Annotated in this window: 26 protein-coding genes; 9 read left to right on the forward strand and 17 right to left on the reverse strand. The window is 43.2% G+C overall.

The features are described 5' to 3' along the window. Together VB733_RS25080 and VB733_RS25085 are read right to left on the reverse strand one after the other, a co-directional pair. The coding region (locus tag VB733_RS25080; protein ID WP_323342773.1) for an alcohol dehydrogenase catalytic domain-containing protein at window positions 1-184 on the reverse strand (184 nt) is incomplete at its 3' end. A gap of 85 nt (window positions 185-269) precedes the next feature. Further along, window positions 270-404, reverse strand: coding sequence for a hypothetical protein (locus tag VB733_RS25085; protein ID WP_323342774.1), 135 nt, complete (start codon window positions 402-404; stop codon window positions 270-272). 363 nt (window positions 405-767) lie between these two features. Here VB733_RS25085 and VB733_RS25090 point away from each other — a divergent pair, with 363 nt between their 5' ends. Both VB733_RS25090 and VB733_RS25095 read left to right on the forward strand, forming a co-directional pair. Further along, window positions 768-1,193, forward strand: a complete 426-nt coding sequence (locus tag VB733_RS25090) for a YidH family protein (protein ID WP_323342775.1) — start codon at window positions 768-770, stop codon at window positions 1,191-1,193. A gap of 276 nt (window positions 1,194-1,469) precedes the next feature. Further along, complete coding sequence (locus VB733_RS25095; protein WP_323342776.1) at window positions 1,470-1,883, forward strand: hypothetical protein; 414 nt, start codon at window positions 1,470-1,472, stop codon at window positions 1,881-1,883. Between the two features lie 356 nt (window positions 1,884-2,239). On the opposite strand, the gene VB733_RS25100 is transcribed toward VB733_RS25095, so the two are convergent. Then, a complete protein-coding gene (locus VB733_RS25100; protein WP_323342777.1) occupies window positions 2,240-2,599 on the reverse strand; it encodes a metalloregulator ArsR/SmtB family transcription factor in 360 nt (119 codons plus the stop codon). Between the two features lie 89 nt (window positions 2,600-2,688). Between VB733_RS25100 and VB733_RS25105 the strand changes: the two genes are divergently transcribed. The 4 genes from VB733_RS25105 (at window position 2,689) to VB733_RS25120 (ending at window position 5,665) form a co-directional block, all read left to right on the forward strand. Then, window positions 2,689-3,138 (forward strand): protein tyrosine phosphatase family protein, encoded by a 450-nt coding sequence (locus VB733_RS25105; RefSeq protein ID WP_323342778.1) that lies wholly within the window; start codon window positions 2,689-2,691, stop codon window positions 3,136-3,138. A gap of 9 nt (window positions 3,139-3,147) precedes the next feature. Further along, complete coding sequence (locus tag VB733_RS25110) at window positions 3,148-3,834, forward strand: MBL fold metallo-hydrolase (protein ID WP_323342779.1); 687 nt, start codon at window positions 3,148-3,150, stop codon at window positions 3,832-3,834. Window positions 3,835-4,106: 272 nt separating this feature from the next. Further along, the gene (locus VB733_RS25115) at window positions 4,107-4,628 is read left to right on the forward strand and encodes a rhodanese-like domain-containing protein (protein WP_323342780.1); all 522 of its coding nucleotides are present in this window, start codon (window positions 4,107-4,109) and stop codon (window positions 4,626-4,628) included. Between the two features lie 155 nt (window positions 4,629-4,783). Next, the gene (locus VB733_RS25120; RefSeq protein WP_323342781.1) at window positions 4,784-5,665 is read left to right on the forward strand and encodes a sulfite exporter TauE/SafE family protein; all 882 of its coding nucleotides are present in this window, start codon (window positions 4,784-4,786) and stop codon (window positions 5,663-5,665) included. Between the two features lie 249 nt (window positions 5,666-5,914). Here the strand turns inward: VB733_RS25120 and VB733_RS25125 are convergent, their stop codons facing one another. The 10 genes from VB733_RS25125 to VB733_RS25170 all read right to left on the reverse strand — a co-directional run bounded on the left by VB733_RS25125 (window position 5,915) and on the right by VB733_RS25170 (window position 15,841). Then, a complete protein-coding gene (locus tag VB733_RS25125) occupies window positions 5,915-6,847 on the reverse strand; it encodes a F0F1 ATP synthase subunit gamma (RefSeq protein WP_323342782.1) in 933 nt (310 codons plus the stop codon). Continuing rightward, window positions 6,819-8,393, reverse strand: coding sequence for an alternate F1F0 ATPase, F1 subunit alpha (locus VB733_RS25130; RefSeq protein ID WP_323342783.1), 1,575 nt, complete (start codon window positions 8,391-8,393; stop codon window positions 6,819-6,821). Before VB733_RS25130 ends, VB733_RS25125 begins: the two co-directional genes overlap by 29 nt. Continuing rightward, entirely contained in the window at window positions 8,356-9,162 is an 807-nt protein-coding gene (atpF, locus tag VB733_RS25135; protein WP_323342784.1) for a F0F1 ATP synthase subunit B, read from the reverse strand. Before atpF ends, VB733_RS25130 begins: the two co-directional genes overlap by 38 nt. After that, window positions 9,163-9,432: a F0F1 ATP synthase subunit C gene (locus VB733_RS25140; RefSeq protein WP_323342785.1), complete on the reverse strand. Its 270-nt coding sequence runs from the start codon at window positions 9,430-9,432 to the stop codon at window positions 9,163-9,165. Next, window positions 9,429-10,133 carry a F0F1 ATP synthase subunit A gene (locus VB733_RS25145; protein ID WP_323342786.1) on the reverse strand — a complete coding sequence of 235 codons (705 nt, stop codon included), beginning with the start codon at window positions 10,131-10,133 and terminating at the stop codon, window positions 9,429-9,431. The genes VB733_RS25140 and VB733_RS25145 overlap by 4 nt, the downstream gene beginning before the upstream one ends. A 1-nt stretch (window position 10,134) precedes the next feature. Further along, window positions 10,135-10,434 carry an ATP synthase subunit I gene (locus VB733_RS25150; protein ID WP_323342787.1) on the reverse strand — a complete coding sequence of 100 codons (300 nt, stop codon included), beginning with the start codon at window positions 10,432-10,434 and terminating at the stop codon, window positions 10,135-10,137. Window positions 10,435-10,674: 240 nt separating this feature from the next. Beyond that, window positions 10,675-10,986: an AtpZ/AtpI family protein gene (locus VB733_RS25155; protein ID WP_323342788.1), complete on the reverse strand. Its 312-nt coding sequence runs from the start codon at window positions 10,984-10,986 to the stop codon at window positions 10,675-10,677. Continuing rightward, the gene (locus VB733_RS25160; RefSeq protein WP_323342789.1) at window positions 10,983-11,372 is read right to left on the reverse strand and encodes a F0F1 ATP synthase subunit epsilon; all 390 of its coding nucleotides are present in this window, start codon (window positions 11,370-11,372) and stop codon (window positions 10,983-10,985) included. Before VB733_RS25160 ends, VB733_RS25155 begins: the two co-directional genes overlap by 4 nt. Beyond that, complete coding sequence (gene atpD, locus VB733_RS25165; protein ID WP_323342790.1) at window positions 11,372-12,778, reverse strand: F0F1 ATP synthase subunit beta; 1,407 nt, start codon at window positions 12,776-12,778, stop codon at window positions 11,372-11,374. Before atpD ends, VB733_RS25160 begins: the two co-directional genes overlap by 1 nt. Window positions 12,779-12,922: 144 nt before the next feature. Next, window positions 12,923-15,841 (reverse strand): cation-transporting P-type ATPase, encoded by a 2,919-nt coding sequence (locus VB733_RS25170; protein WP_323342791.1) that lies wholly within the window; start codon window positions 15,839-15,841, stop codon window positions 12,923-12,925. Between the two features lie 57 nt (window positions 15,842-15,898). Between VB733_RS25170 and hoxE the strand changes: the two genes are divergently transcribed. From hoxE to VB733_RS25185, 3 genes are all read left to right on the forward strand, one after another. Further along, window positions 15,899-16,393 carry a bidirectional hydrogenase complex protein HoxE gene (gene hoxE, locus VB733_RS25175; protein ID WP_323342792.1) on the forward strand — a complete coding sequence of 165 codons (495 nt, stop codon included), beginning with the start codon at window positions 15,899-15,901 and terminating at the stop codon, window positions 16,391-16,393. A gap of 92 nt (window positions 16,394-16,485) precedes the next feature. Then, window positions 16,486-17,031, forward strand: a complete 546-nt coding sequence (locus VB733_RS25180) for an oxidoreductase (protein WP_323342793.1) — start codon at window positions 16,486-16,488, stop codon at window positions 17,029-17,031. A 267-nt stretch (window positions 17,032-17,298) separates the two neighbouring features. Continuing rightward, window positions 17,299-18,750, forward strand: a complete 1,452-nt coding sequence (locus tag VB733_RS25185; RefSeq protein ID WP_323342794.1) for a Ni/Fe hydrogenase subunit alpha — start codon at window positions 17,299-17,301, stop codon at window positions 18,748-18,750. A gap of 33 nt (window positions 18,751-18,783) precedes the next feature. Here the strand turns inward: VB733_RS25185 and VB733_RS25190 are convergent, their stop codons facing one another. The 4 genes from VB733_RS25190 to VB733_RS25205 form a co-directional block, all read right to left on the reverse strand. Continuing rightward, entirely contained in the window at window positions 18,784-20,226 is a 1,443-nt protein-coding gene (locus tag VB733_RS25190) for an NHLP bacteriocin system secretion protein (RefSeq protein WP_323342795.1), read from the reverse strand. Window positions 20,227-20,522: 296 nt separating this feature from the next. Then, window positions 20,523-20,693, reverse strand: a complete 171-nt coding sequence (locus VB733_RS25195) for a hypothetical protein (RefSeq protein WP_323342796.1) — start codon at window positions 20,691-20,693, stop codon at window positions 20,523-20,525. Next, window positions 20,660-21,760, reverse strand: a complete 1,101-nt coding sequence (locus tag VB733_RS25200; RefSeq protein ID WP_323342797.1) for a cyclic nucleotide-binding domain-containing protein — start codon at window positions 21,758-21,760, stop codon at window positions 20,660-20,662. Before VB733_RS25200 ends, VB733_RS25195 begins: the two co-directional genes overlap by 34 nt. Window positions 21,761-21,857: 97 nt before the next feature. Then, window positions 21,858-22,148 (reverse strand): CTB family bacteriocin, encoded by a 291-nt coding sequence (locus tag VB733_RS25205; protein ID WP_323342798.1) that lies wholly within the window; start codon window positions 22,146-22,148, stop codon window positions 21,858-21,860. Between the last annotated feature and the right edge of the window lie 244 nt (window positions 22,149-22,392).

Raw genomic sequence — 22,392 nt, forward strand, 5'->3', positions numbered from 1 at the left:
TTTGATGACCGAGAATCAAGGGTAACTTTGGGTTTGTGATCTCGCCATCAACTATATGTAAATCTGTGCGGCAAATTCCACAGGTGTTTACCTGAATGAGAACTTGGTGCGAGTTGGGAGTGGGTATGGGTAAATTGACAAGTCGCGGTGGTTTTCCGGGTGCATCCAGAATCATTGCACGCATACATTTTCAGTCCTTGATGTTTTTAGGACTTTTAGTGTTCATGAGTTTTCAAATTCCCAAAATCATGCTTGATATTTGTGAATATTTAATAAGCTGGATGTGCCATAACTAGCATCCAAACAAATAGAATTAACAGCAAGGCACCGACTTTGACAATTAGATACATCCAACTGTCTGGTATGAGTAAATTTTCCATTAAATGTTGCATTAAAGATTCCATAAATCTCCACCCCCGTTATTTTGCTGCAATCAGCAATTTTAGGTGTTTTGTTGCATAGAGTAGGAGGTTCAGCTTAGTAGTTCGCCAACCCAGAATTGACGGTTGAGATTGGCTCAGAGAGAGGGAGACGCGGGGACGCGGAGATTTATATCCCTGCAAAGTTACTTTGGTGAGCTACTAGCTTATACTCACATTTATATTTTAAGAGTGGGAGTTATTGTTGGGTACATTTTTTGAGATAAGTTTATATTTGTTCAATATGTTGTTGTGCTGGTGGTATCGCAAACTTTCATTTGTGATGACACTTGAGAAAATAAAAAGGAAAAATTAGGTAACTTTTATTTAATTACAACCAAGAATCACATGCCAAATATCGATCGCCAACGAGAACATCAAGCCAATGAGCGTACATTCCTGGCTTGGCTACGTACTTCCATTGCCTTAATTGGCTTTGGTTTTGCGATCGCTCGTTTTGGTATATTTTTAAGTCAGATTAATCTTGTAATTACTCAACAGGAAACCTCTGCCCACCCTTTCTTTAACTCGGAAAATTTGGGTCTGGCTCTGGTAATGTTTGGGATTGTTGTCATTGCTTTGGCAGCATGGCGCTATAACCAAGTTTATTGGCAAATTGAACGAGGAGATTATCAAGCGAATCGCTCGATGGTGTGGATAATGACTGGGGTGGTGATGATTTTGGGGATTTTGAGTATTCCCTTATTGCTTTGGCGCAATCATGTATCTCCGTCTCGTGTGCCAAGTCAACCCCAGTCCCGCAATCTACCTTAATTTTCCGGCGATACTTCGCGAATCTGCTAATCACTCCTAAGTATTATCTCAAATACTAATGAATCATAAATTACTATACTTATAGCATTATTTTTTACATAAATATATTCATCCTCACAAGTTCCTCACATTTATTGTTTAACTTGAAAATATGAACACCTAACTGTTTTCGATACTGTTTTATGACAGCTTTTTTAGTTTGTTAGTCCAGCATAACAAGTCATAAAGCTCTCTCCCACAAAAACAGTTAGACAAACATAAACAAGGAGTCTGAAAATGACTGTTCTATGTGATTTTACACAAATAATTGGAGATACTCCTGTAACAATTGGCGACCCTAAACCGGTATGGGAACAAACATTCAATACAGGAGGTCGCGAGTCAGGATCAACGGGATTTTTGATTTTTAACGTTAGAGGTCTGACATATACAAACGTTGATGTCAACGTCAAGCTGAATAACAGAGTCATTGGTAAGATAGCCCGTTATGGCGGTTTGAATGATGCCGATAAGAACGAAAATGCTAAATATTGGTATACCCAAATGGTGGCATTTAATGGTTCAGACCTGAATAACGGAAATAATGAAGTTCAGATAGAAGCAGTTGGTTTTCCTGGTTCCACAGATACTAATAGGTTTGACGATTTTGAAATCAAGGATATGATGTGCTTTTTCCACCAATCAGCTTAGACAACTTGATAGTTTCTGGCAATGTTTATGTCTGAGATTTAAACATTAAATAGAGCGAGCGTGAATAATATTAGATTATCAGGTGCCTACTTTATTACATAACATAGAGACGTAGAAATTCTACGTCTTTTTTTCGCTTTATACAACTTAACTGCACATCAGTTTATCAACTTATATCCCCGAACCAAAAAGTCGGGGATGTTCACACCAGAAATACCAGAAAATAACAGTAACTAAACAAATAATTATTTGAGCAATTATGATAGATTTTGCTGGGGTAAATTGTACATATCTACACTCAAAAGGTAGTTATACAAGTTAATTTTGAGGATTTTGTGAGGATATTTCTGGTTGTTTTATTCATTTCCTGGTGATGGTTGGCGAAGTATTTGCAGTTGCTCTAACTGCTGGGTTTGTTCTTGGAGTCGGATGGAAAGGCGATCGCATACTAAATCGCAGATGGCGAAAATTACGGGGTCAATGATTTCGTAGTAAACACTGATTCCCTGTGGCTGACGAGCTACCATACCCGCTTGTGTCAACACTTTCAAGTGCTTGGAAACGTTCGCTTGTCCTAACCCTGTCACCTCAATAATTTCCGTCACATTTTTCGCTCCTGATTTGAGGCTACACAACACTTGCAAGCGACTCACTTCCGATAGCACTTTGAAATAATCTGCAACTGTTCCCAAGGCTTGATTTGAAACTTCTAGCATATCAACTTAATTAAATCCTGAATCTATCCTTTGACATATACTACTATATTACTGTATGGTAATATTATAAAGAGAGTTAAATCATAATTATGGACAACGTCAAGAAAGTTAACGAAGAACTGACAATAGCTGGGCAGTTGACACCAGAACAGTTTCAGCAAGCAGCACAAGAAGGGTTTAAATCCATACTCAATTTGCGATCGCCTTTAGAACAGGGCTTTCTCAGCGATGAGCAACAACAAGTTGAAGCTGCCGGACTAGAATATTTCCATATTCCCGTGAAGCCGAATGCAATTAGCGAGGAACTGACAACGGGAGTGCTTAAGCAAATTGATGAGTTACCCAAGCCAACTTTGATTCACTGTGCTGCGGGAATGCGTGCGGCAACAATGGCATTGATGAATTTAGCCACGCGGCAAGGACTGACACCAGAGCAGGTATTCGCGAGAACCACGGAACTTGGTTTTGACAGTAATGCGAATCCACAATTAAAGCAGTTTATAGAAGACTATATTTCTGGAAATCAACTCAAAAAGTAGAGCAAAGTTATGTTATTTCGGCAATTATTCGACTCGGAATCCAGTACCTACACCTATCTATTGGCAGATGAAAACACAAAAGCAGCAATCTTAATTGACCCAGTATTGGAGCAAGTAGAACGTGACCTGAAATTACTACGAGAATTAGGTCTATCTCTGCGTTTTTGTTTGGAAACTCACGTTCATGCAGATCACATTACAGGTACAGCGAAACTGCGTGAAGCCACGGGTTGCTTAGGTATTGTTCCCGCCAAAGCCCAGGTTGCCTGTGCAGATAAGCACATTAAAGATGGAGACACACTGCAACTGGGAACTATCAATATTCAGGCGATCGCCACACCAGGACATACTGATAGCCACATGACTTATTACGTCAATCGCGATCGGTTATTCACAGGAGATGCTTTATTTATTCGAGGTTGCGGACGAACTGACTTTCAAAGTGGTGATGCAGGGGTTTTATTTGACTCAGTGACACAACGGTTGTTTACATTACCAGATAACACCCTGGTATATCCCGGACATGATTACCGAGGTCATACTGTATCAACGATTGCCGAAGAAAAACAATCAAATCCTCGGTTTTCTGGGCGTAGTCGAGAGGAATTTATTGAGTTTATGGGAAATCTGAATTTACCTAACCCGAAAAAGATTATGGAAGCGGTTCCAGCTAATGAGAGTTGTGGTGCTACCTGAAGGGGTAAACCCGGTTTCTCATCAAAAAGTAAGATGATGCTCGATACTTAAATCCCAGAAATCGGGTTTCTTTGGTCTTAAAGTTTACTTTGTACATAGTCCAATAGGGTTCAGTTAGGGAGGAAAAGGGCAAGGATAAGACTTAATGATGATTCTAAAAGCCAATAGCTAATAGCTAACCGCCAATAGTCATTTTTGCTTAACTGAACGGTATTGATACATAGCCAGAATCTATTTTTATTTTTCATTTTGAAATGAGGAGAATTAATCACATGACGACAGAACTTTCATTAATTGAACCATCGGAATTAAAGCTATTACTAGCAGAAGCAAAAGTCACACTGATAGATGTGCGTGAAGTGGTAGAATATGCATCTGAAAATATTCCCAGTGGCATCAATATTCCCCTTTCTAACTTCAGCTATGAAAAATTACCGGAAACTAGTCAACCGATAGTTCTTTATTGTCAAACTGGTAGACGTTCTCAACAAGCAGCACAAAAACTTTTAGCCACTGGCTTCAATATTCAGCAACTTCGAGGTGGAATGAATGCTTGGAAAGAAGCTGGTTATAAGACAAAAATAAATCAAAATGCCCCAATTAGTTTGATGCGACAAGTCCAAATTGTTGCTGGCTCTTTAGTATTCCTGGGGACAATATTAGGTGTATTGGTCTCCCCTTTATTTTTGATTATGAGCGGCTTTGTTGGCGCAGGTTTAGTATTTGCAGGTGTTACAAATACCTGTGCATTAGGAATGTTACTCGCAAAATTACCTTACAATCAACGAGCTTAGAAACTATTGTTTAAGCAAGTGAGTATTCAGATTAATCCTGTAGTGAGAAACTGGAATTTATCAGTAAAAAAGGTAGGATTATACTAGATGCTTAAATCCAATAAACAAGTAACAAGCAAGTATATTTTTTCAACTTGAATTGCGAGAATTAAACAATGACTTGGATTATTGGTCATATTCTAGCTGTATGTATCGGTATCAGCTTGGGATTAATTGGTGGTGGCGGTTCTGTACTCGCAGTACCAATTTTAGTTTACGTCATGGGCATATCACCCAAGCCGGCAATCGCTATGACTTTGTTTGTTGTCGGCATTGTTAGCGTTATTGGTGTCATCCCACATTGGCGGCGTGGCAATGTCAATTTTAGAACCGCTTTCATGTTCGGTACGGCAACCATGTTAGGTGCGTTCGTCGGTGCTAAAATCGCCACTCTTCCTGTGATTACTGGGACAGTGCAAATGATTTTGTTTGCTGTCATCATGCTATTGGCAGCAGGATTTATGATCAAAAAAAGCAGTTCTTCAGCAGCGAAACCAGTAGCCCAAGAGATTGATTTAAGCTTATATCCCAAACCAGTATGTAAGTATTGTTGGTTATGGATGCTGACGGAAGGAATTGGTGTCGGATTATTAACTGGATTAGTTGGGGTTGGTGGTGGATTTGCGATCGTTCCGGCATTGGTTTTATTAGGAAATACACCCATGAAAGAAGCAATTGGTACTTCTTTAGTGATAATTTCCCTGAATTCATTAGCAGGATTATTAGGATATATCGGCAATATCACTCTTAATTGGAGTCTGATGACTTCGTTTACGGTAGCTGCGGGTTTGGGAACAGTAGTTGGTGCTTACATATCACAGTTTGTTCAACCCAGACAACTACAAAAAGGCTTTGGTTATCTTTTAGTTGCAGTCGCTTCTTTTATCTTGTTTCAAAATCGGCATAAATTTTATTCATCTCATTTGCCTCAAGAATATCCGATACGTCAAGAAAGAATAAGTCTCAAAACTAATAAGAATTGGAAAATTTCAGGATAGCTGGAAAATTCTAGTAGTGTGAACGTCTCGCTCACGCGGGCTTTCCGTCCCTGGATTTTTCCGTGAAGAATATCTCCCCGGAAACTCCTCTCCGCACTACAATTATTTTGGGTTTTTGACTTATATGATTTAGCTGCACATCAGCTTAGTAATTATTAGGACAAGCTGCGCGAACATGATAAATATTACATAAATATCAACAAAATCAAGCCTTTTGCTGAGTTTGGCAGCAGTAAATCTCTGAACAGCTTATGTTCTCGGTTGTTTGAGGGCTTCAAATCCGGCGATGATATCTAATAACTCTGCTGTAATTGAGTTTTGGCGTGAGGAGCGATAATCTGCATTCAAATCTATTAGACGTTCTTCAATATTTTTTTCGGCTGCTTGCATTGATGTGAGACGACTGCCGTTTTCACTTGCCATTGATTCTACGATCGCCTGGTATAATGACACAAATAAATATTGACGAATAAATACGGGAAATAGTCGTTCCCAACTCATTGTCTGGGTTGGTAATGCGGCAGAATTCCAGGGGCGCTGTTCAAGTTGATGTAGCCAATTAATATCTAAAGGTAAGAGTTGCACAGTGAAAGGTTGATAGCTAGTGCTTGATAGGGAATGGTTATAAAACAGCAACAGTTGTTCTAAGTTGTAAATTTCTTCCCCAGGCTCAGTAATTTGGCGAAACCGCCACTGTTCAATCGTCAGTAGTATTTCTTGAACCAACTGGGTTGTACCAGCAATAGAGCTAGGTAGAGAAAACTGATTATGGATCGGTTGTTTAGCAGTTTCTAAATGAGGAAGGAGACGTGTCCCTACTGTAGCAATTTGTCGGCGATCGCATGGAATTTGTTGCTGATTGAGTTGTTCTAGAGCATAGGCAACAATCTGTTCGTTAAATTGACCACATAACCCATGATCGGAGCCAAATAAAATTACCCCTACTAAACCATGATTTTGCTTTTGGGAATTGGGGAGAAGGGTCATGGTTTCGGAAAAATATCGCTCCCGTAGCAATGCCTGAAGCCCCAATTCAATGGTTTTACTGTAGTCTGTCAGGGTAATTCTAGCTTTCTCGTACTGGCGGATATTCACCATTGCCAGGGTTTTCATTGTCCTGACAACTGCGCCTAAATCTTCGACGCTTTTGATTTTACTTTGCAGGGCTTCCAGGGTGAGCATAATTCGCTTGGAGAGGGCTAAGGGCTTGGCTGATGGTGTTTAAGAGCATGGCTCGTTCGCGATCGCTGAAGGAATCACCATTCCTGCACAAATCGGGGAAATTTTGAGTGACTGTTTGCCGAATCAATTGTTCGGCGGTATCTAGTTGATTCAGGGGAATTGGATCGAGTAGACCGTTTGTTACTGCTAAGAGGACGGCAATTTGTTCCGTAGCCGTAAGAGGTTGCGATTGGGGTTGTTTCAGCACTTCCCGGACTCGACGACCACGTTCTAAGGTCTGCCGGGTTTGCTCATCAAGTTGAGTGCCAAAGCGGGCAAAGACTTCCATCTCTTGAAATTGAGCATAGGATAGACGTAACTCTCCAGCAATGGCACGATAAGCTCTTAACTGGGTTTTGCCGCCTACCCGTGACACAGATTTGCCCACATCTACAGCTGGAAAAATACTTTTCTGGAACAAGTCAGGGGAGAGATAAATTTGTCCGTCGGTAATGGAAATCAAGTTGGTGGGGATATAGGCAGAAATATTCTGTGCCTGAGTTTCAATAATAGGCAGGGCAGTGAGAGAACCACCACCTCGCTCCGGACTCAGGTGCGTGGCTCGCTCTAGCAACCGGGAATGGAGATAGAAAATATCACCAGGATAGGCTTCTCGACCGGGAGGACGGCGCAATAACAGCGAAAGTTCGCGGTAGGTACGGGCATGATGGGTCAAATCATCGTACACAATCAACACATCTCGCCCTTGTTCCATAAAATACTCAGCGATTGTCGTTGCACCATAAGGTGTGATGTATTGCAAACCGGGTGAATCTTGCCCAGAAGCAACTACGACGATAGTATAACTTAATGCTCCGTATTCTCGTAAGCTGGCAATCACCCTCGCAATGGCAGCAGAGCGTTGACCGATCGCACAGTAAATGCAAATTACATTTTTGTCTTTCTGGTTGAGGATTGTATCTAGGGCAATCGTCGTTTTTCCCGTTTGGCGATCGCCTACTATTAATTCTCGCTGTCCGAGTCCAATGGGGATTAGGGCATCTACTACCTTCAGTCCAGTTTGTAGTGGCACTGTGACGGGAGCGCGATCAAGAATTGCTGGAGCTTCCCGTTCGACAGGGCGACGTTCTGTGATGGCGAGAGCGCCGCGATCATCTAGGGGATGCCCCATCACATTTACCACCCGTCCTAATAGTGCTTCTCCAACGGGCACATCCATCACTCTTCCTGTGCGGTAGACTTCGTCTCCTGCTTGTAGGCGCTTGCTGTCTCCCAGTAAAATTACACCTACTTCCTCTGGATCGAGGTTAAAGGCGATACCCAATAACGGCAATTCCCCGGAACCAACCCCCGCCCTCGGAAAGCAAACCAGTTCATCTGCTTGAACTCCAGGTAAACCAGCGACACGGGCAATCCCTGGTCTCACTGATTGTACAATCCCGGTTTCCCGAATGGTCATGGTTGGCTGATAAGTGGCTATAACTTGCTCAATAGTCATGAAGGCATGATTACAAGCAGCCTGCACCTGTCTGGATGTTTTGTTCATGGCGGGATGTTCCCTGTGGAGTGAGGGCAGTGGCTAACTGCTGTTCTAGGGTTTGCAAGTAAGTGTCTAAGCTCCAGACAATTTCCTGTCCTGCTAGTTTGACTTCAATCCCACAGAGCAAGTCAGGTGCATTCACAAATTGAATCTCAGTGTCAATAGCAAACTCTGCCTGAAGGGTATCGATAAGATGTTGGCGCTGTTCTGGGGACAAGTCAAAATGGCTACGAACTAGGACGGATTGAGGAGACTGGTGTAGGGCTTGAGCCATTGCCTGTTGTTGTTGTTCCTCTAAATGGTGCAAGCGATCGCAAAACACCTCAATTATTTGCTGTTCTAAATTCTCATTTGCTAAATCGCTCAAAACTTTACGGGCAATGTTACAGGTCTGATGGATGACTTGCTGCCGCAGTCCGAGGAGAAATTCTTCTTGTTCTTGCTGTAATTCCTCCTGCCAGTTTGCCCGTAACCGTTCCATATCTTGACGGATTTGAGTTAACATGCGTTGCCGTTCTTGTTCTGCTGCTACCTGTGCTTGAGCGATTAGGGTTTGCTGCTGCTGTTGCCACTCCTGCTGCTGTTGCCGATAGGATGTAGATGCTTGTTGTGCCTCCGTTTTTACCTGTTCTGCTTCTTGCCATCGGGTATCAATCAATGCTTGACGCTTGTGGATTACTTGGAGAATTGGTTTATAGAGGAATCGCCGCAGCAATGCGACTAAAATCAGAAAATTTAAAATTTGGGCAAAAACTGTAAACCAGTTGATTAGCACTTAGCCCCCCTTAAAGTGGTTCCAAAAGGGATTGACAAACAGCAAAATCATGGAAACAACCAAACAATAAATAGCTGTGGATTCCACCATCGCTAATCCCACAAATAGGGTGCGGGTAATCACATTTGCTTTATCGGGTTGTTGAGCGATCGCACTCAATGCTCTGGCGACTGCCCATCCTTCCCCCAAAGCTGGACCAATGGAACCAATGGCGATCGTGAAACCAGCCATAATCATGGCAACCATTCCCATTACCGCTAAATCACTCATTCTCGTTCTCCCTGTTGAGCAACTCGATAATTCTGTTGCTGAACGCTGGTCGCCGAAGCGATATATACTAGCGCCAACACTGAAAAGACATAGGCTTGAATTAAACCAAAAACTAATCCCAAAATAGACATGACAATTGGCACAAAAAGTGGCACCAGCGATAGCAAAATTGCTGCTAATAAATTGCCGCTCATGATATTGCCAAATAAACGAATTGCTAATGCTAAGGTGCGCGAAAATTCACCAATAATTTGAAATGGTAACATTAAGGGAGTCGGTTCTAGATAACTTTTCAAATATCGCCACAATCCCTGTTGACGAATTCCAAAGATGGGCACAGCAAAAAATACACAAACTGCCAATGCTGCGGTGGTTGAAAGTGATCCTGTTGGTGCATGATAACCAGGAACAATGGTTAAGAGATTGGAGGTGACAATGAACAGAAATAGCGATCCCACAAATGCTAGATAGGGTTCTGGGTCTTGTTGGGTAATCTCGCGAATCTGGTTGTAAATTGCCTCTACTGCAATTTCCAGTAAATTTTGCCAGGGAGACATTTTCGGGTTCACCGATAGTCGTCGCGTTACCCATGCAGATACCCCGACTAGTAACGCCATTGTCAGCCAGGTAAACAATAGTGTGGCGTTGAGGATTACAGGCTCTCGTGCATAAATGACAATTTGATCGGGCGTAATGACCATCTCACTCCTCCAATACCAAATCTGTAAGAGTAGTTTGTGGTCGCCAACGAGCAATTAACAGGCTGCGTGCCAACAAAAACCCCAGTAGGGCAATTAGCAAAAATTGCCACTGTTGATCGACAATCAAATAAAATCCCAGTAGGGCAACAGTGAACCGAGCCAATCCACTGCCCACCATTAGCAACACTGGATGTTGAGTTCGGGGTAAGCGTTGTACTGTGAACCACAGGCAACTAAAGTAGAAGATTCCCAACGCAAAGCCAATCGGTAGTACAAGTAATCCATGTAACAGAATATTCATGGTGATGCTCCTCAATAATCAAGATCGAAAAATCGCCTTTTCAGTCGCCAACTATATTGGTGTTAACTGAGCAACCGAATTTAACCAAGTTTGGGCGTTTAATTCCCTGCTTCTAAAAGCAACGTGTCTTGTGCTGGGAGCAAATCCCCGTTACAAAACATAATTGCGTAGCTTGCTTCTCGCGAATTGCGAATTGCGAATTGCGAATTGCGAATTGCGAATTGCGAATTGCGAATTGTTTTAATGCTGCTGTTCCTGTTGAATCCAGTACCAGGCATTCAGACAGCCGAGAACTACACCCACAAACAACAGCATGAGTGTCCAAGAATAGGGACTTGGAAAACGGCGATCGATCCAGACTCCTAAAGCAATCCCTAGCAATGTCGGCACTATTACCGACCAGCCCACCATACCAAACAATCCCAGTCCCGCCCAAATGCTGTGATTACCTTCCCGTCGTGCCTGTAATTTGCGATCGCTTTTCTCTCTCACCTGCTGCTCAAATTCCCGGTGGATGTGTTTACCATCCTCTGGCTGTTGCGAAGGTTTCATGATTGTCCTCCCAATTCCATAAACTCGCGCACAAAGCTAGTTTCTAAGCGAGCAAGTACGCTCCGCGCCAGTTTTTCTCGCTCATCCAGTTGGCGGAACTGTTCTTGCACCTGTTGTTGCAAACTTTCTAAGTTATCTCCCCGCACTGCATTTCTCACCGATACCCACACCATCGCCCCCTGTTTCACCAAAACCCCTTCATCGACTGCGAGAAAAAATTCCTCCCCGATTTCTGACTCAAAGGAGAGGATGCCCGGAACTAGTGCCGTCACAATATCTATATGATTTGGCAACAGGCAAAAGGAACCATTTTCAGCTTCTGCGGTAACTTTGGTGACAATCTGATCAATCAATGTTGCCGTCGGCAGCAATAATTTGAGTTGCATTACGTCTTCACCTCTTCAATTCCACCAATCATATAGAGGACAGTTTCGGGAATATCGGCAAAATCATCATTGAGAATGCGATCGCATCCCTCTAAGGCAGCCTCCAACCTCACAAACCGTCCAGGCTTCCCCGTAAATTGCTCAGTCGAAAAGAAGGGCTGGGTTAAAAACCGCTCCAAGCGCCGGGCGCGGTAAACATAGGCGCGATCGCGTTGAGATAGTTCTGCCATCCCCAACATGGCGATAATATCTTTCAATTCTTTGTAGGTTGCCAAGGTTTGTCGGACGGCAAGGGCAATCTCGTAGTGGCGTTTCCCGGCGATCGTCGGCATTAGCATCTTAGAACTGGAGCGTAGCGGATCGACTGCTGGGTAAAAGCCTTCGCTAGCGCGTTGGCGAGACAACACAATTGATGCAGAAAGATGCCCAAAGGTATGCACCGCCGCCGGATCGGTAAAGTCATCTGCGGGGACATACACTGCCTGCACAGAGGTAATTGCCCCAGCCGTAGTGCTGGTAATCCGTTCTTCTAGATCAGCCAGTTCCGTCGCCAGTGTTGGCTGATAGCCTACCCGTGACGGTAACTCACCCATCAACCCCGAAACTTCCTGTCCCGCCTGGATAAACCGGAAGATATTGTCGATGAGCAACAGCACATCCTGTCGGGCATCATCCCGGAAATATTCCGCCATTGTCAAGGCGGCGTGTCCGACGCGGAAACGGGCACCGGGCGGCTCATTCATTTGCCCAAACACCATCACTGTTTGCTCTAAGACTCCGGTGGCTTGCATTTCTTGGTATAGTTCCTCAGCTTCCCGATTGCGCTCACCAATGCCACAAAAGAGGCTGACTCCTTGGTGCTGACTAACCATATTGTGAATCATTTCCGTAATCAGCACTGTTTTGCCGACACCGGCTCCACCAAATAAGCCTGCCTTGCCGCCTCGCTCAATTGGAGTCAACACATCAATGATTTTGATCCCCGTCTCCAGAATTTCTGATTGGGTTGCCTGTTGGGTTAAAGGTACGGCGGTTTGATGAATCGATCGCTGCATCACATCAGTCAAGGGTTCTCGCTGATCGATGGTTGTCCCAAACACATTGAACATCCTGCCCAGTAACGCTTTACCCACGGGAACTTGTAAGGGATGCCCAACATCAACTACAAGAGAACCCCGTGCCAAACCAGATGTTGGTGTTAATGCAATCCCCCGCACAACCTCGGCATTGAGATGGGCGACTACTTCAATGACAACTGAACCATCTGCGCCAGCATTCAAACGATTGAGCATATCGGGAAGCCGTTGGGGAAAATGAGCATCAATCACGCTTCCCCGTACAGATGCGATCGTCCCAGTGTTCAGAGGTGGATGGGTTTGTGTATCAAATGTATCTTGGGGATTCATAGGCATTGCAACTTTGGTGTCTCAAAAACTTCAACACTGGGATAATCCACGTCAGCGAATTCACGTTAAATTGATGGAAAATCATGGAAAGAAGTGCTTGGCTGCTCACTTCGCTTCACTGACAGTCTCATCTCAACCCTCATCTCATGAATCTGGAGAACCCTTTCTATCCCGTTGATGTTTACGGAGCCAAGTTTTTCGTAACTCTTCTGCCCCTAGGAGGATGGGGGGACAGGCTAGCACAAGCAACCAGTGCCAAGGAGCCAAGGAAGCAGTGGAAAATACGTAGCGAAATGGGGGAAAATCGATGAAGGCTAATAGGGCAACACATTCAAAACTAATCCCAAACCACAAAAGACTATTGTTTGACCAAGATTGCCAGAAAGCCGATCCCCAATCGGATCGGCAGGCAAATAAATTACCTACCTGACAAGCGACAATTGTTGCCAGCGTCATGGTTGTGGCTTGTCGATAAATGAGCGTGACTGTGGGATCGGCTGTATGAGAAAGAATTGCTGGCGTGACTTTCTGGAGGTCTGCGAGTGAATAACCATGTCCACCCCAGACGAGGAAAAAACCTAGCATGGATAGAAGCGCTTCAATGATGCCCAGAAATCCGTAGGCGCGTAGCAATAAGGGAACGTTGAGTAAAAACTCCTGTCGAGGGCGGGGTGGACGTTCCATCACTCCAGGTTCGGGAGATTCAGCCCCTAGTGCTAAGGCTGGCACCATATCGGTTCCTAAATCCACGGCGAGAATCTGTAAAATAGTCAGTGCTGGCGGGATTTTGAAGGCAACCATCCCTAAAAAAGGTACAATTTCAGGCACATTTGATGCCAAAATATAGGTCATGAATTTGCGAATATTTTGGTAAATAGCCCGTCCTTGCTCGATCGCCACCACAATTGTGGCAAAGTTGTCGTCTGTCAGTACAATGTCTGCGGCTTCTCTGGCGACATCTGTTCCGTTTTGTCCCATGGCAATACCGATGTTGGCGGCACGCAGAGCCGGTGCATCGTTTACCCCATCCCCTGTAACTGCTACGACTTCCCCAATATCTTTGTAAGCTTGGACTAAACGCAGTTTGTGTTCTGGCGACATCCGCGCAAACACTAAGCCAAAACGATATTTGACAATTTGCTTTAGTTGTGCATCCGAAAGATGTCCCATACCTTCACCGGTGACGACACGCACTTGTTCGCTCACAAGACCAATGTTGCGGGCGATCGCTTCGGCGGTGAGTCCATAATCACCAGTAACCATAGTAACCTTAATCCCAGCTCGATGACAGCAGGCGATCGCCTCCTTAACTTCCGGACGGGGTGGATCAAACATGGCTACCAATCCCACAAAAATCAGGTTTTGTTCCAATTCCTGTGCCCTGAGTTCGAGTAACTCTTGGCTACCGCGACGTGCCGCCAGTCCCAAGACGCGAAATCCCTGCTTTGCTAAATCATCATTTGCCTGCACAGTCGCATCCCAATCCTCGTGGGTTAATTCCTGTATGGAACCATCACGCAAAAGACTATGGCAGTGCTTCAATACTTCCAAGGGGGCACCTTTGGTGAAGGCTAGATAGGGTAATTCATCCGTCCACAACTCCGCAGCTTGCCAATTCAGTACAACTGTCATCATGCGACGACGGGAATCAAAGGGAATTTCTCGCAAACGTGGCAACTGTTGTTGGAGATGTTCCAAATTGAGTCCCGCCTTGGCAGCAACCACGAGCAACGCGGCTTCCGTCGGATCGCCAATTTCTTGCCAACGACTAGGAGCCGTGAGATGAATCAGGCGGGCATTAGAACAAAGGGCAGAGCCGATGAGCAAAAGATTCGCCTTCCAGCCAACATCTGCATCCGATGGCAAATTAACTGTACCAATGCTGGGATCGTAGCCTGCCCCTGTGACTTCAATCAGTGCATGAGCTTGAGGAGAATGATTGAGACGTTCTTGAGGTAGCCAGAGATAACGCACCGTCATTTCATTTTTCGTCAATGTGCCAGTCTTATCTGTGCAAATCACAGTTGTGGCACTCAGGGTTTCCACTGATGAAAGTCTTCGCACCAGGGCATTCCGTCGCGCCATCCGTTTTACCCCCAGTGCCAATGCTAAAGTGACAGTCGGTAATAATCCTTCTGGCACATTGGCGACGATGATTCCGATCGCAAAAATGAAGCTCTCAGTTACATCCATCCCAATCAACCAATGACTCAGGAGAAAAACTGTAACTCCCATACTGATAGCAATCATTGTGATAATTCTGACAATGCGAGCCACCTGGACTTCCAAGGTGCTGGGTTCACGCTTCACTTCTGTTGTTAAATGGGCTACCTGTCCAAACTCCGTTTGGGCACCCGTGGCATAAACTACAGCAACGGCACGTCCTGCAGCTACGGTTGAGCCTGCCAAAACCAGGTTGGCGATTTCGGATGGATTTACCCGTTCTTGCAAGGGTTGCTCCCCTGGGCGCAGTAAGGTTTTACCACCGCGAATCGGCACTGTCTCACGTAGACGCACGGGGTAAGCATTCCGGGCTACAGGCAGAGACTCCCCGGTCATGACTGATACATCAAGATACAGACTTTCGGCGGATACCAGACGTGCATCGGCAGAAATGCGATCGCCTTCTTCTAGCTGCATGACATCGCCCCGTACCAACTCCCGTGCGGGGATTTGCTGGAGTTCGCCATTTCGGTAAACTTTCACCTGCATTGGCAATACTTTTTTTAAAGCAGATAGCGCTTGTTCTGCTTGAAATTCTTGCCAAAAGCTAAAGATGGCGTTAATCCAGATCACTGCCCAAATTGCCCAACCAAGTTCAGGTGTACGAGAAATAAATGCTAAAGTACCTGCAACCCAGAGGAGTAACGCCATAAAATGGGTCAGTTGATCGGTAAAACGCAGCCACAAGGGGCGATGAGCGGGTTCAGGTAACTCGTTTGCCCCGAATTGTGCAAATCTTTGTTGAGCTTCCTCTGCCGATAAACCACCTGCGCTGCTGCTAAGTGACTCATAGACTGATTCAACAGGTAATGCCCATATTGGTTGATGAGAGGATACCATGATGTTATTCGGTGTTGATGATTCGGTTTTGTGGCAAATTTTTAAAAGGTGCAAATCATGAATTTAATTTCACAACAAGCAACTACAGATAATCGCTTGCAAATACTTGATGCAACTATCAAACGCTATCAATATCAACAAGATACATTAATTGAAGTTTTGCACAAAGCTCAGGAACTTTTCGGTTATTTAGAAAATAACATATTACTTTACATTGCTCAGAGTTTAAAACTACCACCTAGTCAAGTTTATGGTGTCGCGACATTCTACCATTTGTTTGCTTTTACAGCCCCAGCCAAACATACCTGTGTGGTGTGTACGGGAACAGCTTGTTATTTTCAAGGGACTCAAGCTATTTTGGCAAACTTAGAAAAATACGCCCATATTCATGGAGGTGAAACCACAAGCGACGGCGAATTTTCCCTATTTACTGCTCGGTGTATAGGCACTTGCGGGATTGCACCCGTTGTCGTTTTTGATGATACAGTTTTGGGTAGTGACACTCCTGAAAATATTTGCGATCGCATCGTAACTCTATTAGAACAGTCTTAATAGAACAATCTTGATTTTGATTTCCTCACAAAATCCTCAATATTTTTCCTTACCCTCAAAATAATAGCCCGATAGTAGTCCGCAGAAAAACAATGGCTCTTTTGAAATTTGCAACAGTATGGCTCAGTGGTTGTTCTGGCTGTCACATGTCGTTTCTCGACTTGGACGAATGGTTGATTGATTTAGCTGCCCAGGTAGATTTTGTCTATAGTCCTTTTGCTGATATCAAAGAATATCCAGAAGGTGTAGATTTGGTTTTGGTTGAAGGTGCTGTTAACAATTCAGATAACTGGGATTTTATCCATAAAGTCAGGGAACGCTCCAAAATTCTTGTTTCCTTTGGTGACTGCGCTGTCACGGGTAATGTCACTGCTTTACGTAATCCTTGGGGAAGCCCGGAAACTATCTTACAAAAAAGTTATATCGAAACAGCCGATATTAACCCCCAAATTCCCCAAGAACCCGGAATTGTACCAACTTTGCTCAATAAAGTTATGCCTGTTCATGCTGTTGTCAATGTTGATGTTTATTTACCAGGTTGTCCACCGGATGCACATAGAATTCGTGCGGCGATCGAACCACTATTAAGAGGGGAGGAACCACATTTAGAAGGACGGGAATTAATCAAGTTTGGATAAATATTTAGATGTAGATTTTGTGAATAAATATGTCAGTCAATCCATGAAAAATGAGTTCCAGTGGGAGCCGGAAAGCTCCCTAATCTCCAGGAAGTGGGCTAGAGAGCCATCACTACAAAAAACAATTTACATATTTGGGATGCTCCCCCATTGATAAGCCTTTGTGTATTACAAACTGTGTGATAAATTAATTTTTTATAAATTAAATCAAATTACTATATATGATAAATAATTATGTATAAATTTATGTCAATGTAGGCGAAAAGTATGTCAAAAAAAATCATTATTGATCCAGTTACTCGGATTGAAGGTCATGCCAAAATTACAATTTATTTAGACGATACTGGACAAGTCAATGATGCCCGCTTTCATATCGCAGAATTTCGCGGATTTGAAAAATTTTGTGAAGGTCGTCCATTATGGGAAATGCCAGGAATTACAGCGAGAATATGTGGTATTTGTCCCGTAAGTCATTTATTAGCATCTGCAAAAGCCGGAGATGCAATTTTAGCTGTGAATATTCCTAAAGCGGCGGTAAAATTGCGCCGATTAATGAATTTGGGGCAAATAATTCAATCTCATGCATTAAGCTTTTTTCATTTGAGCGCCCCCGATTTATTATTAGGAATGGATAGCAATCCAGAAAAGCGAAATATTTTTGGATTAATTGCGACAAACCCAGAACTTGCCCGTGGAGGAATCCGCTTACGCCAATTTGGACAAGAAATTATTGAATTGTTAGGAGGAAAAAAAATTCATCCATCTTGGGCTATTCCTGGAGGTGTGAGAGAAGCTTTATCAGAAGTAGGACGAAGTCAGATTAAAAGTCGTCTTCCCGAAGCTAAGACTATTATTTTAGATGCCATTAGTCTATTTAAAAATATACTGAATAACTATCAAGCAGAAATGCAAACCTTTGGTAACTTCCCCAGTTTATTTATGGGTTTAGTTACTGCTGATGGATTGTGGGAACATTATGATGGGAAAATCCGCTTTGTTGATAGTGCTGGTAATATTATTGCTGACAGAATTGAGCCATCTCGCTATCAAGAATTTATTGGTGAAGCAGTCGAATCTGACTCATATTTAAAATCACCTTATTATCGCCCTCTCGGTTATCCTGATGAACAGGAACATTGCCGTTTAGATAATGGGATGTACCGTGTGGGACCGCTTGCACGTTTAAATATTTGTAGTAGTATTGGTACAACTTTAGCAGATAGGGAACTGAGAGAATTTAGAGATTATGCCCAAGGTTGTGTCACCTCATCATTTTTCTATCATTACGCTCGATTAATTGAAATTTTGGCAAGTATTGAGCATATCGAAATTAGTATAGAGGACGCAGATTTATTATCAACACAATTGCGTGCTAATGCTGGGATTAATCAACTCGAAGGTGTGGGTGTTAGTGAAGCACCTCGCGGCACTTTATTTCATCACTATCAAGTTGATGAAAATGGTTTAATGCAAAAAATCAATTTAATCATTGCTACAGGTCAAAATAATTTAGCGATGAACCGAACTGTGGCACAAATTGCCCGACATTTTATTCATGGTTCAGAAATTCCCGAAGGGATGTTAAACCGTGTGGAAGCAGGGATTAGAGCATTTGATCCTTGTTTGAGTTGTTCTACTCATGCAGTCGGACAAATGCCTTTGCATATTGAGTTAGTCGGTGTGGATGGCAGGATTATCAATGAAGTTTGGCGAGATTGACGATACCTTAACTACACCTTAACTACACCCAAATCAATTTACTCCCGTCCATTCTTTGAAAATTGGTAAAATAAATTCAATAGGTCGCTTTTCATCAGTAGTAATGCGTACTGAAGTTGTAGTTCCTGATGTGATTTTTTGGTCTGGTCCCTGAGAAGATGACCATTTATAGCCACTTTTCGTTGAGGTATCTTGCTCAAGCTCAGTAAAAACTGCGACATGGGCACCTTGATTAATGATGTTGGGCAAAATATCGGGATTACCGACTAAACTGGCTGCACCTTGTTGAGTTACAGGGAAGGGGGATATTTGTTTGACTACTGCTTTAATACCACCAAATTCTTCGCGTTTCACAGTTGAAGGGGTAATTTGCAATGTCATTCCTGGTTTAATTTTTTTGCCTTCGCTGACAGGTAAGAAGGTGACATTAACTAACTTATCGGTTGATTGTTGAGCAGAGATTGTACCTAGTGCCGCACCAGGTTCTAGTTGTTGTCCAGCTTTAGCGGTGATTTCTAAAATTCTGCCACTATGCTGACTAATGATTTCGCTGCTTTGTCGCAATTGTAACTCTAATTGTGCGATCGCACGTTCTGTTTCTGTGATTTCTTTGGCACGACTGGTTGCGGTGACTAAATCCTGTTCTTGTTGGGTTGCTTGACGACTGTTTAATGCTTTTAATTGTGCTTCTAATTCGTTGACTTGGTTGAGGCTTTGTTGATAGCTGCGTTTGGCATCAACTTCTTTCACTTCTAATTGATTTAGTTGTGACAGCACCTCATTAAGTTGGGTTTGGGAATTGAGGTATTCCTGTTGTGCTTGCAATGCAGTATCTTTGGGAACTGCACCTTGTTTAAACAGTTGTTCCCGTTGTTCCCAGCGCTTTTTCAAAGTCGGTTGTAACTCACGAATGGTTCGCAAACGCAACTGGAGGTTTTCCCGCTCCTTCTTGAGTACATTGATGCTTTTGTCGCGCAATTCTGGAGTTAGGGATTGGACTGTTTGCAAGCTTTGTTGTAGAGTTTGCCGTTGTTGGGCAATTGCTGATTGTTCGAGGGCAAGACGTTGAGTTTGAGCGATTTGTGCAGTTTGGTCTTGCGATCGCAACTGTACCAGTTTATCACGTGCTAATTGTAATTGATTGCGTAATTCGGATTGGTCAATAGTTGCAATCACTTGACCTTTTTTGACTTTATCACCAGGCTCGACATTTACCTGTAAAATTCGTCCAGGGTTGGCTGCTTGCACAGTTACAACTTTGCTAGGGAAAACTAGTACCCCTTTACCGGAAACTAAAATGGGGATACGTCCAAACCAACTCCAAGCACCCCCAGCAGCCACCAAAGAACCCAATGCAAACAAAGAAAACCAACGCTTTGGGTTAGTAACTTTAATTAATAAGTCAAGTTGTTCAGGAGAAGCAACTTTTTCTAAAGCTTCCTTGCGAAAGATGTTATTTTTCGGTTGAGTCACCATAATTTTCGATGTTGTTAATGTTTAATGGTTAATGTTTAGAGGTTATGTATAAAGTAAAACTGAAGACTCAAGCAACCCGGTTTCTTGGATTTAAGTATCGAGCATCATCTGACGTTTTGATGAGAAACCGGGTTTCTCCCTGCGCGACTATCCTTAATATTTACTTTATAAATGCTCTCTTGCTGTTTACTATTTAATAGTTAATAAAATTGGAAAATAATTCTTTCTCATCTTTAAATTTTCCATCTCTCTTTCTTTCCCTCTTAATATCAAGTTCAGCTAATCCAGTTAATTTATTAAATATCTCCCCATCTCCCCATCTCCCCATCCCCCCATCTCCCCATCCCCCCATCTCCGCGTCTCCCCATCTCCCCATCTCCGCGTCTCCCCATCTCCCCATCTCCCCATCTCCCCATCTCCACGTCTCCCAATATCACCCTTCCACCTTGACTCGTTTCAGCATCCATTCAAATCTCGCCCCTGCTAACGCCACTTGTGACAGGAAATTCTGATTAAGTTCATTAGCAAAAGAAGATTCGAGGGAATCACCACTGCTATAACTCAATCTACCGTAGCCAAGTCGCTGTACCATTGCCTGCTGCTTATCTGCTAACAGAATCGCCAAGACACGATAAAAGCGAGCCGCAAAACCAACATCGTGCAATAGTTTTGCAGACATCCGCCAGCGCGGAATCGACAGCACCCGTGAATCACGTAATGCTCGAACTGTAACTGCTGGTGTTTGCGCTTCAATAAATGGTGTTTCCCCAAGCATATCGCCACGGGATAAACGGGCTAACTCTCTCTCCATCACTGGGTTCTCTTGTTCTTCTAAATTTGAAAACACTCGTGACAAGGGATTTTCTTCCCCTTCCGTAGAACTCAATGTTACAGCACCATCAAGTACAATATGTAACGCTTCAACTGGTCTACCACTACGAATTAATACTGAATTTGCGGCAACTTGTTGAACTTGTCCGGCGGCAATTAACCAATCGATATCGCTATCATGTAACTCTGCAAAGACAATCAAAGCTTCCCGTAATTCCGGTCTACTTAACACAACTGTACTCCGTCCCAAATGAGTCATCATTTGTTGCAAGCGATTTGCTAGCATAACTGCGATCGCACGATATAAATGTGCGGCAAATTCCTGGTCTTGTTGTAATTTTTGGATAAGTTTGTTTTTGGGAATAGTTAAAACAACTGATTTAGTAGTTGCTTGAACGGTTGTCGAAGGTAAATAAGTTTCAATAAAAGGAATTTCCCCAACCATTTCCCCACTCGTTAACCAAGCAATTTCCCGTCCTGCTAACTTACCACCTTCCAAAGCTGCAAATGCACGACCAAGGGGATTTGTATCGGCTTGAGTCAGTAAAATGGTCATAGCACCATCAAGGAGAATGTGCAGTGCATCCAATGGTTGATTTTGACGAACTAAAACAGTTCCAGATTCAATTTCTACTCGATGTCCAACTGCCAACATCCAGTCTATATCTTGATTGCTAAGTTCCTTTAGTAAAACTTCTGTCATAAGTACAATTCCCTTGTGTGATTGGAAAGGAAGGAGATTAGGGATTAGTATTTAGTATTTAGTAAATATCTCCCCACCCCCGTGTTAGTTTCAACTCTTACCTTCTGCCAAACAACCTGCCAAATTCCTTAATGAAACCTAAAGCATCGCTAGCAGAATTAAAACCCAAACCAATCAATTGAAATGCAGAAGAAGAGATGGAAGAAGATTTGAAAAACGAATTGCGACCAAAACCTCTGCGCCTCGAACCGCTTCTGCTTCCTGCAAATACATCTTGTTGATTAAACATTGAGCCAGATAAATATATATCAATGCCCCCAGAAATTCCGTCGAGTTCCTCCTCTGATAATTCAACTGGGGTATTATCTATATCTATTTCATCAGCCATAATTTTCTCCTCTGCATAATCAATCAATTTGTTGACCTCTGTATGTAGCTTATTTCTGGGAGTTTGCTACTTATGCAATAAATTTTGGAATCTGGGTAAAATAGCCCCCAAATAGGAAAAGAGAGACACGAGCGATCGCATCTCTACTTCAGCTACACACATTGTTTGACTAAGAAGGGGTTATACTAGGCTGTATTGACCAAGTGGATTTAATTAGTTACCAACACCCAAGTTTTGGTTAGAG

The organism is Calothrix sp. UHCC 0171, assembly GCF_034931845.1.
GTDB lineage: Bacteria > Cyanobacteriota > Cyanobacteriia > Cyanobacteriales > Nostocaceae > Brunnivagina.

What these genes read in the sequence shown, in the direction of transcription:
- VB733_RS25085 (WP_323342774.1), bottom strand. Translation starts at nt 404, where the DNA reads ATGGAATCTTTAATGCAACATTTAATGGAAAATTTACTCATACCAGAC.
- VB733_RS25090 (WP_323342775.1), top strand. Translation starts at nt 768, where the DNA reads ATGCCAAATATCGATCGCCAACGAGAACATCAAGCCAATGAGCGTACA.
- VB733_RS25095 (WP_323342776.1), top strand. Translation starts at nt 1,470, where the DNA reads ATGACTGTTCTATGTGATTTTACACAAATAATTGGAGATACTCCTGTA.
- VB733_RS25100 (WP_323342777.1), bottom strand. Translation starts at nt 2,599, where the DNA reads ATGCTAGAAGTTTCAAATCAAGCCTTGGGAACAGTTGCAGATTATTTC.
- VB733_RS25105 (WP_323342778.1), top strand. Translation starts at nt 2,689, where the DNA reads ATGGACAACGTCAAGAAAGTTAACGAAGAACTGACAATAGCTGGGCAG.
- VB733_RS25110 (WP_323342779.1), top strand. Translation starts at nt 3,148, where the DNA reads ATGTTATTTCGGCAATTATTCGACTCGGAATCCAGTACCTACACCTAT.
- VB733_RS25115 (WP_323342780.1), top strand. Translation starts at nt 4,107, where the DNA reads ATGACGACAGAACTTTCATTAATTGAACCATCGGAATTAAAGCTATTA.
- VB733_RS25120 (WP_323342781.1), top strand. Translation starts at nt 4,784, where the DNA reads ATGACTTGGATTATTGGTCATATTCTAGCTGTATGTATCGGTATCAGC.
- VB733_RS25125 (WP_323342782.1), bottom strand. Translation starts at nt 6,847, where the DNA reads ATGCTCACCCTGGAAGCCCTGCAAAGTAAAATCAAAAGCGTCGAAGAT.
- VB733_RS25130 (WP_323342783.1), bottom strand. Translation starts at nt 8,393, where the DNA reads ATGAACAAAACATCCAGACAGGTGCAGGCTGCTTGTAATCATGCCTTC.
- VB733_RS25140 (WP_323342785.1), bottom strand. Translation starts at nt 9,432, where the DNA reads ATGAGTGATTTAGCGGTAATGGGAATGGTTGCCATGATTATGGCTGGT.
- VB733_RS25145 (WP_323342786.1), bottom strand. Translation starts at nt 10,133, where the DNA reads ATGGTCATTACGCCCGATCAAATTGTCATTTATGCACGAGAGCCTGTA.
- VB733_RS25150 (WP_323342787.1), bottom strand. Translation starts at nt 10,434, where the DNA reads ATGAATATTCTGTTACATGGATTACTTGTACTACCGATTGGCTTTGCG.
- VB733_RS25155 (WP_323342788.1), bottom strand. Translation starts at nt 10,986, where the DNA reads ATGAAACCTTCGCAACAGCCAGAGGATGGTAAACACATCCACCGGGAA.
- VB733_RS25160 (WP_323342789.1), bottom strand. Translation starts at nt 11,372, where the DNA reads ATGCAACTCAAATTATTGCTGCCGACGGCAACATTGATTGATCAGATT.
- atpD (WP_323342790.1), bottom strand. Translation starts at nt 12,778, where the DNA reads ATGAATCCCCAAGATACATTTGATACACAAACCCATCCACCTCTGAAC.
- VB733_RS25170 (WP_323342791.1), bottom strand. Translation starts at nt 15,841, where the DNA reads ATGGTATCCTCTCATCAACCAATATGGGCATTACCTGTTGAATCAGTC.
- hoxE (WP_323342792.1), top strand. Translation starts at nt 15,899, where the DNA reads ATGAATTTAATTTCACAACAAGCAACTACAGATAATCGCTTGCAAATA.
- VB733_RS25180 (WP_323342793.1), top strand. Translation starts at nt 16,486, where the DNA reads ATGGCTCTTTTGAAATTTGCAACAGTATGGCTCAGTGGTTGTTCTGGC.
- VB733_RS25185 (WP_323342794.1), top strand. Translation starts at nt 17,299, where the DNA reads ATGTCAAAAAAAATCATTATTGATCCAGTTACTCGGATTGAAGGTCAT.
- VB733_RS25190 (WP_323342795.1), bottom strand. Translation starts at nt 20,226, where the DNA reads ATGGTGACTCAACCGAAAAATAACATCTTTCGCAAGGAAGCTTTAGAA.
- VB733_RS25195 (WP_323342796.1), bottom strand. Translation starts at nt 20,693, where the DNA reads ATGGATGCTGAAACGAGTCAAGGTGGAAGGGTGATATTGGGAGACGTG.
- VB733_RS25200 (WP_323342797.1), bottom strand. Translation starts at nt 21,760, where the DNA reads ATGACAGAAGTTTTACTAAAGGAACTTAGCAATCAAGATATAGACTGG.
- VB733_RS25205 (WP_323342798.1), bottom strand. Translation starts at nt 22,148, where the DNA reads ATGGCTGATGAAATAGATATAGATAATACCCCAGTTGAATTATCAGAG.